Origin of the sequence: Pseudomonas gregormendelii (assembly GCF_017114825.1) — a bacterium.
Classification (GTDB): Bacteria; Pseudomonadota; Gammaproteobacteria; order Pseudomonadales; family Pseudomonadaceae; genus Aquipseudomonas; species Aquipseudomonas gregormendelii.
This window is the reverse complement of record NZ_JADEVO010000015.1, coordinates 52,073-65,874: the sequence shown is the minus strand read 5'-3', so window position 1 is coordinate 65,874 and position 13,802 is coordinate 52,073. Positions and strand designations below refer to the sequence as shown.

The window sequence follows — 13,802 nt, the reverse complement described above, 5'->3', positions numbered from 1 at the left end:
TTTCGAAATTAGAGCTCAGGATTTGAGGTAGCCGTTTTGGGCCAGGAAGCTTTCAGTAATGGTGCTGCCGGCGGCTGGCTCTGCGGCCTTGTCGCCCATCAGCAAGCGCTCCAGGTAACGGGCCAGCAAGTCCACCTCCAGGTTCACCCGGCGACCTGGCTGATACGACGCCATGATGGTTTCACTCAGGGTGTGGGGAATGATCGTCAGCATGAACTCGGCGCCATCGACCGCGTTCACGGTCAGGCTGGTGCCGTCGACGGTGATCGAGCCTTTATGGGCGATGTACTTGGCCAGTTCCTTCGGGGCGCGGATGCGAAACTCCACGGCACGGGCGTTTTCGGTGCGTGCAACCACTTCGCCGACGCCGTCGACGTGACCGCTGACCAGATGACCGCCAAGGCGGGTGGTCGGGGTCAGGGCTTTTTCCAGATTGACCGGGCTGCCGCTTTTGAGGTCGTTCATGGCGGTGCAGTCGAGGGTTTCGCGACTGACGTCGGCGGCAAAACCATTGCCTGGCAGCTCAACTGCGGTCAGGCACACGCCATTGACCGCGATGCTGTCACCCAGCTTGACGTCGCTCAAATCGAGCTTGCCGGTTTCTACGTGAACCCGCACATCTCCGCCTTTTGGGGTCAATGCACGAATACTGCCGATGGATTCGATGATGCCGGTAAACATGGAGTCCTCCTCGAGAACGGGCCAGCGTTGTAGCGATGGCCGGGAATTATACGCTCGCTGCTGGCACAGGAATGGCAGTGACCCGCCAGTCATCGCCAACCGCACGAATTTCGGTGATTTTGAGTGCTGGCGCGTCTTTCATCTGCGCCAGTGGCCAATCCAGCAGGGGGCGTGCCGAGGAACCAAGGAACTTGCCAGCGATGAAAATCTGGAACTCGTCCACCAGCCCCTGTTGCGCGAAAGCTCCGGCCAGACGCGGCCCCGCTTCCACCAGCACTTCGTTGACCCCACGGGCAGCCAGTTCGACCAGCAGCTTGCGCAGGTCGACCAAGCCATCCTCGCCCGCAACGATCAAGCACTCCGGGCCATTGGCATATTGCTCTTCGATCGCCATGCACGTAGCGACAAGCGCCGGGCCGGCCTTGAAGAACGGCGCGTCCAGCGGCACTCGCAGACGCCCGTCGATCAACACGCGCAACGGCGGCCGGCTCATGGCCAGCGCGGTTTGCTCGGCATCCAGGCCCAGCTCATCGGCGCGCACGGTCAAGCGGGCATTATCGGCCAGCACCGTGTCGGCGCCAGTCAGCACCACGCTGGCCTGGGCACGCAGGCGTTGTACCGCCGAACGCGCTGCCGGGCCGGTAATCCATTGGCTTTCGCCGCTTTCCATCGCCGTGCGACCGTCGAGGCTCATCGCCAGCTTGACCCGCACGAACGGCAAGCCGTGTTCCATGCGTTTGAGAAAGCCTTCGTTGAGCTTGCGCGCCTCGCCTTCGAGCACGCCGCTTTCAGTGGCAATACCGGCTTGAGACAGACGCTGCATGCCGCGACCGGCAACCGCCGGGTTCGGGTCCTGCATGGCCGCAACGACCCTGGCCAGGCCCGCATGCACCAGCGCATCGGCGCAGGGCGGCGTACGGCCGTGGTGGCTGCACGGTTCGAGCGTGACGTAGGCGGTGGCGCCTCGGGCCTTGTCGCCAGCGGCGCGCAAGGCGTGGACTTCGGCGTGAGGCTCGCCGGTGCGCTCGTGCCAGCCTTCGCCGACAATTTGCCCGTCGCGCACGATCACACAGCCGACCCGCGGGTTGGGGTGGGTGGTGTAGTGACCTTTGCGCGCCAGTTCCAGGGCGCGGGCCATGTAGTGGGCGTCGAGGACGGCTTGCTCTGCGGATGTGCTCATTCTTTCACCGGCTCACGGGCCAGGCGATCGATCTCTTCGCGGAACTCATTGAGGTCCTGGAAGCGTCGATACACGGAGGCGAAACGAATGTAGGCGACTTCGTCGAGCTTTTGCAGCTCGGCCATCACCAGTTCACCGACCACGAGAGACTTGACCTCACGTTCGCCGGTGGCTCGCAATTTGTGTTTGATGTGCACCAGCGACGATTCGAGGCGTTCGACACTCACCGGACGCTTTTCGAGGGCACGCTGCATGCCGGCGCGGAGTTTTTCTTCGTCGAACGGCTGACGACTGCCGTCGGTTTTGATCAGGCGCGGCAACACCAGTTCAGCCGTCTCGAACGTCGTGAAACGTTCGCCGCAGGCCAGGCATTCACGCCGGCGGCGCACCTGTTCGCCCTCGGCGACCAGACGCGAGTCGATGACCTTGGTGTCGTTGGCACCGCAGAAGGGACAGTGCATGGTGGCAGGCAACAAAAAAAGGGAGGGCCATGGTAGCGCATCCCCGTGGCAAGACAAGCCATAGGGTTTGCGGTATACAGACTGGCTATATCGAACGATCCATGGATTTCACCCTGCTGGAGCCGCAAATGCCACTAAAACCGCTCGTTTTACTCAGCCTTCTCAGCCTGCTGGTGGCCTGCGGCACTGATGCGCCCAAGCCGCAACCGCCGACCCCGGGCCCCGCACCGCAACAGGCGCAGAAAAAAGCCCGGGAGTCGGCCCAGCTTGGTCCACTGCCCGCTTACCAGCGCGAACTGAGCGGCACGCTGCAAGGCGTACCGGCCGGCGCCGAAGTCGAACTGGCGTTGCTGGTAATCGACGACAAGGACCGCCCACAGCAGTTGCTCGCCAGTTCCAGCCTGATTGGTACCAATCAGGTCCTGCCGTTCCACCTGCGGTTCAACCCGGAATCCTTTCCGGCGGGCCAGCGGGTTGAACTGCGTGGCCGCGCCAGCCAGTCGGGGCAGCTGATTCTGCATCTGCCGTCGCAGGTCATTACCCAACCGACGACCCAGGCCATGGGTCAGCTGCAATTTATCAAAGCACCATGATTGCACCGCTCGACCTGCAGCAGTCGCTGGGGCAATTGCTGGGTGATGCGCAGCTGGTGCCTGTGGCGTTGCCCGGAACACAGCTAAAGCTCTGGCTGATCGACGGCGACAACATGGACCGCGCCTTCAGCCCGGAGGAAACCCGGCGGATCCTGCATGAGCCGCCGTACTGGAGTTTCTGCTGGGCCAGTGGCCTGGCGGTGGCGCGCTACCTCGCCGAACACCCGCAGTGGGTCGCCGGCAAACGGGTGCTGGACTTCGGTGCCGGTTCCGGGGTGGCGGGCATTGCTGCGGTCAAGGCCGGGGCCCTGGAAGTGGTGGCCTGCGATCTCGACCCGCTGGCGATCGCAGCGTGCCGGGCGAATGCCGAGCTCAATGATGTGCACCTTGCCTATTCGACAGATTTCTTCGCCGAAGCAGACCGGTTCGACCTGATCCTGGTGGCCGACGTCCTGTACGACCGGGCGAACCTGCCATTACTCGATGAATTCCTGAGTCGTGGGCGCGAGGCGCTGGTGGCGGATTCGCGGGTGAGGGATTTTCGCCATCGGTTGTATCGGCGCATCGAGATGCTGGAAGCGATGACCTTGCCGGATCTGGCCGAACCGGAAGAGTTTCGGCATGTGAGTCTCTACCACGCGCTGCGCCCTGTCTGACGCCATCGCCAGCAGGCTGGCTCCCACAGTTGACCGCATTCCATGGTGGGAGCCAGCCTGCTGGCGAAGCGTCAGATCAGGCGATACAACTCTCCCGGTCACACCCCGCTTCCGGCCACCCCCCGCCAAGCCTTATAGTGGCCCCATTCACGCTTTTACGAGATCCCCCATGAGTCAGGAAACGCCGTACATCTTCGACGCCACCACCGCCGATTTCGACCAGTCGGTGATCGAGAACTCATTCCACAAACCCGTCCTGGTGGATTTCTGGGCCGAATGGTGCGCGCCGTGCAAAGTGCTGATGCCGATGCTGCAGACCATCGCCGAGAGCTATCAGGGCGAGCTGTTGCTGGCCAAGGTCAACTGCGATCTGGAGCAGGACATCGTCGCCCGCTTTGGCATTCGCAGCCTGCCGACCGTGGTGCTGTTCAAGGACGGCCAGCCGGTGGACGGCTTTGCCGGCGCGCAGCCGGAGTCAGCCGTACGCACCATGCTCGAGCCGCATGTGCAGATGCCACCGCCGGCCGCCGCCGATCCGTTCGAACAGGCTCAGGCGTTGTTCGACGACAGCCGCTTCGCCGATGCCGAAGCCGTGCTCAAGGAGCTGCTGGGTGAGGACAATACCAACGCCAAGGCGCTGATTCTCTACGCCCGCTGCCTGACTGAACGTGGCGAGCTGGCTGATGCGCAATCGGTACTCGACTCGGTCAAGAGCGACGAACACAAAGCCGCCCTGGCCGGTGCCAAGGCGCAGATCCAGTTCCTCGGCCAGGCCAAGGACCTGCCGGATGCCGCAGACCTGAAGGCGCGCCTGGCGAAGAACCCTCTGGACGACGAGGCCGTCTATCAACTGGCCGTCCAGCAATTGGCCCGTCAGCAATACGATGCGGCGCTGGACGGATTGCTCAAGCTGTTCATCCGCAATCGCAGCTACAACGAAGGCCTGCCGCACAAGACCTTGTTGCAAGTCTTCGAGCTGCTGGGCAACGATCACCCGCTGGTGACCACGTACCGTCGCAAGTTGTTTGCTGCTCTTTATTGAAGACGCACAAGATCGCAGCCTCGTTTCACTCGACAGCTCCTACGGGTGCACAAGATTTCTTGTAGGAGCTGTCGAGCGAAGCGAGGCGGCGATATTCAATCGACCCAGCTGTAAAGCGGCGTATCTGCGCCGCTGACCACCTTCACGTCCGCACAATGGCGCAAGCGCACCAGCAAGCGCTTGCCCGCTGCCGCGCTGCCAGTGAGCCCTTCCAGCTGCTCCAGCAAATCCGGCCCGCTCAACTGCCCGGCCTGGCGCAACAGATCCTTGGCGACCTGCCACAGCGCATCGTCCTGGGTGACCGGTTTCGCCGCAGGCGTAGCGCTGGCGTCTACCGGAGCGACCTGCAACTGCGCGCCAAGCCGCGCCCAATCCGCGTCGTCCATCTCCAATGTCAAATCCACCGGCCAGGCGCCGATGCTTCCGCGTATACGCAACATGAGTCTGCTCCCGCATTTTTCTTCTGCGCATGCTCCCACGGGACTTGTGCAACGCCAAGCAGGCAGTCAAACTCTGCATACGTTATAAGATCACATAACATTTAGTTACCTTCCGCCCGGAGAGTCCCCATGCGTCGACTGTTGCTCGCTTTGCCATTCGCCCTGTTGCCGCTGGCCGATGCTTACGCCGCTCAAGCCCATGAACATGATCACGACCATGAACATAACGAAGAGCATGGCAGCCTGGAGGCCCATGAGCATGGCGTCGGCCGCTTGAACGCGGCCCTGGACGGTCAGACGCTGGAGTTGGAACTGCAAAGCCCGGCAATGAACCTGGTGGGTTTCGAACACCAGGCCACCACCGACGCCGACAAAGCCAGGGTCGCCGCTGCCCGGGCCGCGCTGGAAAAGCCCCTGGCCCTGTTCAGCCTGCCAGCCGCTGCCGGCTGTGTGGCAACCAGTCAAGCGCTGGAAAGCCCGCTGTTCGGTGACAAACCGGACGCCGAGGATGATCACGAAGCGACGTCCAAGGGCGAGCATCACCACGATCACAGCGAAATTCACGCCCATTACCACTTCACCTGTTCGACACCGGCAGCGCTGAAGTCCCTGGACCTGGCGAATATCTTCAATACCTTTCCGGCCACCCAGAAAATTCAGGTACAACTGATCGGCCCGAGCGGCCAGCAGGGCGTTGAAGTGACGGCCAAGGCCGCTGCCCTGAAATTCTGAATCCACCCCGAGTCCTGTAGGAGCTGCCGAGTGCAACGAGGCTGCGATCTTTTGATCTTGCTTTGAAAAATCAAAAGATCGCAGCCTCGTTGCACTCGGCAGCTCCTACGGGGGCATTCACGCTCACGAAACCGGTGTTATGACTCAACCTCTCATCGAACTGTCAAACCTGGGCTTCAGCTGGCCCGGTCATCCGCCCTTGCTCGACATCCCGGCGTTTCGCCTGGAAGCCGGCGAGAGCTTGTTTCTCAAGGGGCCCAGTGGCAGCGGCAAGACCACTCTGCTGGGGCTGCTCGGCGGCGTGCAGAAGCCCGATCGCGGCAGCATCCGCCTGCTTGGCCAGGAGCTGACCGAGCTGTCCGCCGGTGCGCGCGACACGTTTCGCGTCGATCACACCGGCTATATTTTCCAGCAGTTCAACCTGCTGCCATTCCTCTCGGTGCGCGAGAACGTCGAGTTGCCCTGCCATTTCTCCAGGTTGCGCGCCGAACGGGCAATCCAGCGTCACGGCAGCGTCGACCAGGCTGCCGTCACCCTGCTTGCCCACTTGGGCCTGAAAGATCAGAACCTGTTGAGCCGACGCGCCGACTCCCTTTCCATCGGTCAGCAACAGCGAGTAGCCGCCGCCCGAGCGCTGATCGGCCAGCCTGAACTGGTGATCGCCGACGAGCCGACTTCGGCGCTGGACTACGACGCCCGGGAAAACTTCATCCGCCTGCTGTTTGCCGAATGCCGCGAAGCCGGATCGAGCCTGTTGTTCGTCAGCCACGACCAGAGCCTGGCGCCGCTGTTCGACCGCCATCTGTCCCTGGCCGAACTCAACCGCGCCGCCACGTCCGAAGAGGTTTGAGATGTATCTGTTTCGTCTAGCCATGGCCAGCCTGGCTAATCGTCGCTTTACTGCGATCCTGACTGCATTCGCCATCGCCTTGTCGGTCTGCCTGCTGCTGGCCGTGGAACGGGTTCGTACCGAAGCCAAGGCCAGTTTCGCCAGCACCATCAGTGGCACCGACCTCATCGTCGGCGCACGCTCCGGTTCGGTGAATCTGCTGCTGTACTCGGTGTTTCGCATCGGCAATGCCACCAACAACATCCGCTGGGACAGCTTCGAGCACTTCGCCAACAACCCGAAAGTGAAGTGGGCCATCCCGATGTCCCTCGGCGACTCCCATCGCGGTTACCGGGTGATGGGCACCACCGAGGCGTACTTCGAGCACTATCAATACGGCCGCCAGCAGCACCTGAAACTGGCCGACGGTCGCGCATTCGCCACCGATCCGTTCGAAGTGGTACTCGGCGCCGAGGTGGCCGATGCGCTGCACTACAAACTCGGCGACAAACTGGTCCTGGCCCACGGCGTCGCGGTGATCAGCCTGGTCAAGCACGACGACAAACCATTCACTGTGGTCGGCGTCCTCAAACGCACGGGTACGCCCGTGGACCGCACGCTGCACATCAGCCTGGGTGGCATGGAAGCGATTCACGTCGACTGGCACAACGGCGTGCCGGCCCGGGGTAATGGGCGCATCAGTGCCGATCAGGCGCGCAACATGGACCTGACGCCGCAGGCGATCACCGCCTTCATGCTGGGCCTGAACAGCAAGATTTCCACCTTCGCCCTGCAGCGTGAGATCAATGAATTTCGCGGTGAGCCGATGCTTGCCATCCTGCCCGGCGTCGCCCTGCAGGAATTGTGGAGCCTGATGAGCACAGCGGAAAAAGCCTTGTTCGTGGTGTCGCTGTTCGTGGTACTGACCGGGTTGATCGGCATGCTCACGGCGATTCTCACCAGCCTCAACGAACGCCGGCGGGAGATGGCGATTCTGCGTTCGGTCGGCGCTCGCCCGTGGCATATCGCCTCGCTGCTGGTGCTGGAGGCGTTTGCCCTGGCGTTGTCCGGGGTGATTGCCGGCGTGGCCCTGTTGTACGTGTGTATCGCAGGCGCCCAGGGTTACGTGCAGGCCAACTACGGGTTGTATTTACCGTTGGCGTGGCCAAGTGAATATGAATGGACGCTGCTCGGTGGCATCCTGTGCGCTGCGTTACTGATGGGCAGCGTGCCGGCCTGGCGTGCGTATCGCCAATCCCTTGCCGATGGCCTGTCGATCCGTTTATGAGGAAGTCGAAGATGCCCCGCGTCCTGCTCGCGCTGTTGATGCTGTTCGCCCTGCCGCTGTGGGCAGCCCAGCCCAAGGACCTGACCTGGTCGGAGATGATCCCCCCGGACGCAGCACCGGAAGTGCCGGACATGACGCCGCTGCATGACCTGTCGCAGATGAGCAGTGCGCTGTCGGCCGAATCGGCACCAGCGGCGAAGCAGGACATGCCCAATGCCCCCGTGGTGCAGGGACTCGACGGCCAGAACATTCGCCTGCCGGGGTACATTGTGCCACTGGAAGTGAGTGAGGAAGGGCGCACCACGGAGTTTCTGCTGGTGCCGTATTTCGGCGCCTGCATCCACGTACCGCCACCGCCGTCGAACCAGATCGTGCATGTGAAAAGCGAGTTGGGCGTGAAGCTGGAGGAGCTGTATCAGCCTTACTGGATCGAGGGTGCGATGCAGGTGAAGGCGTCGACCAGCGAACTGGCGGATGCGGGGTATCAGATGGAGGCGGACAAGATTTATGCGTATGAGCTGCCGGAGTAGACCCTGGTAATTTTAGGCTGTTTGTAAGGGCCCCATCGCTGGCAAGCCAGCCCCCACAGGTTTCGTCGGTGACACAAAAAGTGTGAACGACTCGATCACTGTGGGAGCTGGCTTGCCAGCGATGGGGCCTTCAAAGGTTCCACGAAAAACCACCCCTTCACTGTTTCATTGAGCTGAATCAAAAGACCTGATTGTTAGCCGCCTTACCATTGGACATCGAAAATTTTTAACGTCCTTTGGAGCCCTCATGCACAAGTCCGCGCTCTGCGCTTCGCTGTTTGCCCTCGCGCTCGCAGCCCCGCTCGCCCATGCCCACGACGCTGGCGATATCATCGTTCGCGCTGGCGCTATCACCGTCAACCCGACAGCCGACAGCTCCAGCGTCAAGGTCGACCAGGGCCCACTGGCCGGGGCCGACCTGGGTGGCAAGGCGACCATGAGCAGCGACACGCAGCTGGGTTTGAACTTCGCGTACATGATCGACAGCCACTGGGGTATCGAATTGCTCGCCGCCTCCCCGTTCGAGCACGACGTGAAGATCAAAGGCACCGCCCTGGGCGCGGCCAACGGCAAACTCGGTTCGCTCAAACACCTGCCGCCGACGCTGAGCGTGGTGTACTACCCGCTGGATCACAAGTCGCTATTCCAGCCGTATGTGGGTGCCGGCATCAACTACACCTGGATCTACGACGAACACGTGGGCAGTGAAGCCAGCGCCAACGGTTTCAGCAACTTCAAGGCGGAAAACTCCTGGGGCATGGCGTTCCAGGTGGGTGCCGACTACATGATCACCGACAACATCATGCTCAACGCGCAGGTGCGCTACATCGACATCGACACCACCGCCACCGTGGAAAACAACGCAGTGGCACCGGGCACCCGGGCCAAGGTCGACGTGGATGTGGATCCGTTCATCTACATGGTTGGCCTGGGTTACAAGTTCTAAACCGCTTGGGTCGGAACGCTGTCGCGAGCAAGGTCAACACCCGTCCAGAAACGAAAAAGGCGCCCTCTTTGAAGGCGCCTTTTTCATTGCAGCAGGACTCAGCGCCCCAACAACCGCGCCAACCCCACGCTCATCGGCGTCTGCTCCGGGTAGGTAAACCGCTCCAGCAGCCGTCGATTGTTCGCCCGTGAATGACGAATATCTCCGGAGCGCGCCGGTGCGTAGCTCACCGGCGGCAACTGACCCACCACCACTTCCAGCGCCTGCAGCATCTGCTTGAGTGTAGTCGCCTGGTTCCAGCCAACATTGATCGCGCCCACCTCGACCTGCGGCTTCTCGATGGCCTGCACCAGCAGGTCGACGAGGTCTTCAACGTAAACAAAATCCCGAGTCTGCTCGCCATCGCCAAACACGGTGATCGGCAAGCCTTTCTGCGCCCGCTCGCTGAAGATGCTGATCACCCCGGAGTACGGCGAGGACGGATCCTGGCGCGGGCCGTAGATGTTGAAGAAACGGAAGACCACCGGTTCCAGGCCATGCTGTCGCCGGTAGAAGTCAAAATAGTGCTCGCTGGCCAGTTTGTCCGAGGCATAGGGCGTCAACGGCGATTTGGGCGTTTCTTCGTCGATCGACTCGCCTTCACCGTTGTTGCCGTAGACCGCCGCGCTGGAGGCAAACAACACGCGTTTGACTCCGGCCTGGCGCATGGCTTCGCACACATTCAACGAAGCTACGAAATTGCTCTGGTGGGTTCTGACCGGATCATCCACCGACGCCTGGACCGAAGCGACCGCCGCCAGGTGTGCCACGGCGCTGCAGCCGACCATCGTGCGCGCCACCAGCGCTGCATCGGCGACATCACCGAGAATCAGCTCAACCTTGGGATTGTCCAGCGGCAGGTTGCTGCGCTTGCCGGTGGACAGGTCGTCGAGAATGCGCACCGAATGGCCCTTGGCGAGCAAGGCATCGGTCAGGTGCGAGCCGATGAAACCGGCACCGCCGGTGATGAGAACTGGGCCGTCAGCCATGGCGATAGAACCTGTCCAGTAGGCTCGGGAGTGCCGCGCGCCAGGCACGCGGCTTGATCCCGAACGTGTGCAGAATTTTCTTGCAGGCCAGCACTGCATGCTGCGGCTCGTCGGCAGCGTCAGGGCGCGCGGCGTGAGCCTGGGCGGTCGGTGCTTCGATGGCCAGCGGGTGCAGGTTGCGCGCTTCGGTCAGGATAGCCTGCCCCAGTGCCAGCGGCGTAGTGGCCTCATGCCCTGCGTAATGGTAGGTGCCCCACAGCGGCGCTGCACAATCAAGTTGCTTGAGCACCGAAATAATCACCCGGGCGGCATCGTCGACCGGCGTCGGATTGCCTCGGCGATCATCAGCCATCAGCAGTTCTTCTGGCTGCTCGGCACGAGCCAGGAAACGCCCCAGGGCGCCATCGGCGCTGTCATCGAGCAGCCAGCCGAAGCGCAGCAGCACATGCTGCGGGCAAGTGGCCCGCACGCTTTGCTCGATGCGCCACAGGGCCTGACCACGCAGGCCCAAGGGCACCGGCTCGTCTTTTTCGCTGTAGGCCGTCGCGCGGGAACCGTCGAACACCCGATAGCTCGACGGTTGCAGCAGGACGATATTGTGGTGCTGGCACAATTCGGCCAGGCGCTCGACTGCGCGCTCCTGCCCGGCCAGACGCTGCTCGCTGACCGCCTCGGCCTGGAACCAGTCGAAGTAGTACGCAAGGTTGATCAGCGCGTCCGGGCGGGTGTCGTCGAGCAATTGCGTCAGGCTCGCGGCATCCCAGCCGTCTTGCGGCGGGCGGGGGGCGAGGAAGCCGATGTCTTCCTCCGCACCGAGGCGAATCAGCGCCTGCCCAAGGGCATTTCCGCCGCCCAGTAACATAAGGCGCATTCGCATAGAGTCAGCAGGCCCAGTCTGATTGGAACGATGGCTGTTAGACAGCACCCAGGGTGATGCCATTGATAATTGCCGGAATCGTTGCATTTTGCGGGTTTAGTACGCAACCGTCACCCGTAAAGTGTATTTGCGTGGATTGTGCTGTTGCCGATGGCCCCTTCGCGGGCAAGCCCGCTCCCACAGGGTTGATCGTGGGTTACAAATTTTCTGCTCGCGATAGCGGTGTGACCCACACCGAAAATCACTGCGAACGCGGCGGATCCGGCAGCAAAACAGCCCCATGCTGTGGAGCCTGCCCATCCTCCAGAACCTCGTCACCCTGCCGCTTGGGCAACAAAACCTGCTGTGGATAAGTCTGCGCGAAATGCACCCAAGGGCTGTTATCCACAAGCTTTTTCAAGCGTTGGTTGAACGCCCGGCTCACCGCATATTGCCCACCCGATACCGTGCGGAACTGTGCGGTCAGCACCACGCCATTGAGGTCCATCTTGTCGACACCAAACACGTCAAGCGGCCCCTGCAGGTTGTACTTGAGGAACGCATCTTCGCGGATCGACTCCCCGGCCTCGCGGATCAGCTCGATGGCCTTATCAACATCGGTGTCATACGTGAACTGCACCGAGAAAAACGCATAGGCGAACTGCCGAGATTGATTGGTAACCGCCTTGATCTGGCCGAACGGCACCGAGTGCACGAAGCCTTTGCCATCGCGCAGGCGCAAGGTGCGAATGGTCAGGCCCTCGACAGTGCCGGCGTGGCCCGAGTCGAGCACCACCCAGTCGCCGATCGATAGCGTGTCTTCGATAATAATGAACAGGCCCGTGATCACGTCTTGCACCAGCTGCTGGGAGCCGAAACCGATCGCCAGACCGACCACCCCGGCACCGGCAAGCAGTGGCGCCACGTTGATCCCCAGGTTGGCCATGGTAGTAATCGCGCAGATCACCACCAGGATGATCTTCATCGCATTGCGCAGCAGCGGCAGGATGGTTTTCACCCGGGTGCTGGGCTGACGCGCCGATGAGCGCTTGTTGACGGGCGGCTTCAGGGCCTCCTGAATGGCCGTGTCGAGCACCACCCAGAACAGCCAGGTCACCAGGAAGATCAGGCCGATGCGGCTCAGCGAGTCGCTGATCGCCCGCCCGATCGAGTTGCGTTCGGCAAATTCGAACAGCGAAACTCCCCAGATCCGGCCCAGAATCTCGATAAAAGCCACTGCCATCACAATCCGCACCAGTGCGTGCAGCAGGCAGAGAAAACGCTCCTTGTAAGCGCTGCTGCGCTGCAGCGCCTCGGCTTTTCGCGACTTGAACAGGTGCTGGAATACCGTGCTGAGAAATACCGTGGCGATCAGCAGGATGGTGGTGAACAACGCACAGCGCAGGGCTTTCTGATTATCCTCCCCCACCCCGATCAAATTGATCGCTGACACCATGACCATCAGCAGGATCGGCCAGTACCAGAGTCCGGAGAAAATTCGCAGGGACTCCTGCAGCGATGGCTGCTTGAGCCGTTGCGCCAGGGGTCGGTTGCGAATCAGGTGAGCCACCGGACGACGCAGGCGGATCACCAGCAAGCCAAAGATGATCGACGCAAACAGCCCGGTGAACACCGCGATGCTGCTGGTGATATTGCCGCCCAGTTGCCGGGCGATCTGCGGGCTGGTCAGTGCGTCACTCAGCGCGGCGAGGAAGCCGATCAGGAATAGAGGCTTGGGACAGTAGTCGCGGATGATCTGCACCGCCGCACGCTTGTGCCCGGTGTTGAACATGACGATCACACACAGCAGCATCGAAGTGGAAAATATCCCGCTGCTGGTGGCGTAGGCAAAGCACAGCGCCAACGCCCGGCCTACCGAGGCTGGCAGGAAATGGCTGATGGACAGCGTCAGCGGCAGACACATAATCGCGGGCAATGTGTAGGGCAATACGTAGCTGAGCAGGTCCTGACTGCGCTGGCGGGTACCCAGCCAGCGACCCTGGTTCAGCCGCTTGGCCAGCAGGCCACCGAGCACCGTGAGCAAGGCAAAGGCGCCCAGCCAGACCCCGGACAACAACAGGAAGTCACCCACGATGCTCATGGGCGAGCGCGCCGAGGGCTGGTTGACCAGCTTGTCGACTTCGTCCGCTGCCCGATCAGCTCGCAAACGCCAGGCGTCCACCAGGTCTTCGTTGAGGTCGAGTTTGTCCTGCACGTTATCGATGCTGGAACTGATGGCACCGAGCAAACCGCCCTGCACCAGCGGCTCCGGCGTGGCCGGCTCTTCGGCAGCGGCTGGAAGGCCCGGCAACGCGGCGGCTTGTAATGCGTTGCTGGCAAAAATCAGCAACGCCCCCAGTAGTATCGCGGTCCTGAACTTGAGCAAAACGCGGAGCTCCTCGAAAACGCATCTGTGAGGAACTGATCGACAAATCCCGTGCAAGTTCGGTTTTGGCCGCGAGATAGCGGCAGCAGTGCCCCATCAATAACTGGCAAAACCCTCTCCTCGCCGCTTATCCACGGGAGATACCGTCCGTAGC

Annotated in this window: 15 protein-coding genes; 8 read left to right on the top strand and 7 right to left on the bottom strand. The window is 61.9% G+C overall.

The window, feature by feature from the left end; all coding sequences use genetic code 11:
• Positions 1–15: 15 nt before the first annotated feature.
• From IMW75_RS12675 to nrdR, 3 genes are read right to left on the bottom strand one after another with little or no spacing between them, the layout of a single operon-like run.
• Positions 16–681, bottom strand: a complete 666-nt coding sequence (locus tag IMW75_RS12675; protein WP_205892778.1) for a riboflavin synthase — start codon at positions 679–681, stop codon at positions 16–18.
• Positions 682–727: 46 nt separating this feature from the next.
• Positions 728–1,861: a bifunctional diaminohydroxyphosphoribosylaminopyrimidine deaminase/5-amino-6-(5-phosphoribosylamino)uracil reductase RibD gene (ribD, locus tag IMW75_RS12670; protein WP_205892777.1), complete on the bottom strand. Its 1,134-nt coding sequence runs from the start codon at positions 1,859–1,861 to the stop codon at positions 728–730.
• Positions 1,858–2,322 (bottom strand): transcriptional regulator NrdR, encoded by a 465-nt coding sequence (gene nrdR, locus IMW75_RS12665; protein WP_003228656.1) that lies wholly within the window; start codon positions 2,320–2,322, stop codon positions 1,858–1,860. The genes ribD and nrdR overlap by 4 nt, the downstream gene beginning before the upstream one ends.
• A 128-nt stretch (positions 2,323–2,450) precedes the next feature.
• On the opposite strand from nrdR, the gene IMW75_RS12660 reads away from it, so the two are divergent.
• From IMW75_RS12660 to trxA, 3 genes are all read left to right on the top strand, one after another.
• Complete coding sequence (locus IMW75_RS12660) at positions 2,451–2,915, top strand: YbaY family lipoprotein (protein ID WP_045057533.1); 465 nt, start codon at positions 2,451–2,453, stop codon at positions 2,913–2,915.
• On the top strand, positions 2,912–3,571 hold the full coding sequence (locus IMW75_RS12655; RefSeq protein WP_205892776.1) for a class I SAM-dependent methyltransferase: 660 nt from the start codon (positions 2,912–2,914) through the stop codon (positions 3,569–3,571). The genes IMW75_RS12660 and IMW75_RS12655 overlap by 4 nt, the downstream gene beginning before the upstream one ends.
• A 169-nt stretch (positions 3,572–3,740) precedes the next feature.
• Entirely contained in the window at positions 3,741–4,613 is an 873-nt protein-coding gene (trxA, locus tag IMW75_RS12650; protein WP_205892775.1) for a thioredoxin, read from the top strand.
• A 95-nt stretch (positions 4,614–4,708) separates the two neighbouring features.
• Here the strand turns inward: trxA and IMW75_RS12645 are convergent, their stop codons facing one another.
• Positions 4,709–5,053 (bottom strand): hypothetical protein, encoded by a 345-nt coding sequence (locus tag IMW75_RS12645; RefSeq protein ID WP_205892774.1) that lies wholly within the window; start codon positions 5,051–5,053, stop codon positions 4,709–4,711.
• A 129-nt stretch (positions 5,054–5,182) separates the two neighbouring features.
• On the opposite strand from IMW75_RS12645, the gene IMW75_RS12640 reads away from it, so the two are divergent.
• The 5 genes from IMW75_RS12640 (at position 5,183) to IMW75_RS12620 (ending at position 9,378) form a co-directional block, all read left to right on the top strand.
• Positions 5,183–5,785 carry a DUF2796 domain-containing protein gene (locus IMW75_RS12640; protein ID WP_205892773.1) on the top strand — a complete coding sequence of 201 codons (603 nt, stop codon included), beginning with the start codon at positions 5,183–5,185 and terminating at the stop codon, positions 5,783–5,785.
• A 139-nt stretch (positions 5,786–5,924) separates the two neighbouring features.
• Entirely contained in the window at positions 5,925–6,635 is a 711-nt protein-coding gene (locus IMW75_RS12635; RefSeq protein WP_045057489.1) for an ABC transporter ATP-binding protein, read from the top strand.
• A gap of 1 nt (position 6,636) precedes the next feature.
• Complete coding sequence (locus tag IMW75_RS12630) at positions 6,637–7,902, top strand: ABC transporter permease (protein ID WP_205892772.1); 1,266 nt, start codon at positions 6,637–6,639, stop codon at positions 7,900–7,902.
• A gap of 11 nt (positions 7,903–7,913) precedes the next feature.
• On the top strand, positions 7,914–8,432 hold the full coding sequence (locus IMW75_RS12625) for a DUF3299 domain-containing protein (RefSeq protein ID WP_045057487.1): 519 nt from the start codon (positions 7,914–7,916) through the stop codon (positions 8,430–8,432).
• Between the two features lie 247 nt (positions 8,433–8,679).
• Positions 8,680–9,378, top strand: a complete 699-nt coding sequence (locus IMW75_RS12620) for an OmpW/AlkL family protein (RefSeq protein ID WP_045057486.1) — start codon at positions 8,680–8,682, stop codon at positions 9,376–9,378.
• Positions 9,379–9,476: 98 nt separating this feature from the next.
• Here the strand turns inward: IMW75_RS12620 and IMW75_RS12615 are convergent, their stop codons facing one another.
• The 3 genes from IMW75_RS12615 to IMW75_RS12605 all read right to left on the bottom strand — a co-directional run bounded on the left by IMW75_RS12615 (position 9,477) and on the right by IMW75_RS12605 (position 13,648).
• Positions 9,477–10,406, bottom strand: coding sequence for an NAD-dependent epimerase/dehydratase family protein (locus IMW75_RS12615; RefSeq protein WP_205892771.1), 930 nt, complete (start codon positions 10,404–10,406; stop codon positions 9,477–9,479).
• Entirely contained in the window at positions 10,399–11,283 is an 885-nt protein-coding gene (locus tag IMW75_RS12610) for a sugar nucleotide-binding protein (RefSeq protein WP_122838858.1), read from the bottom strand. Before IMW75_RS12610 ends, IMW75_RS12615 begins: the two co-directional genes overlap by 8 nt.
• Before the next feature lie 241 nt (positions 11,284–11,524).
• Positions 11,525–13,648 (bottom strand): mechanosensitive ion channel family protein, encoded by a 2,124-nt coding sequence (locus tag IMW75_RS12605; protein WP_205892770.1) that lies wholly within the window; start codon positions 13,646–13,648, stop codon positions 11,525–11,527.
• Between the last annotated feature and the right edge of the window lie 154 nt (positions 13,649–13,802).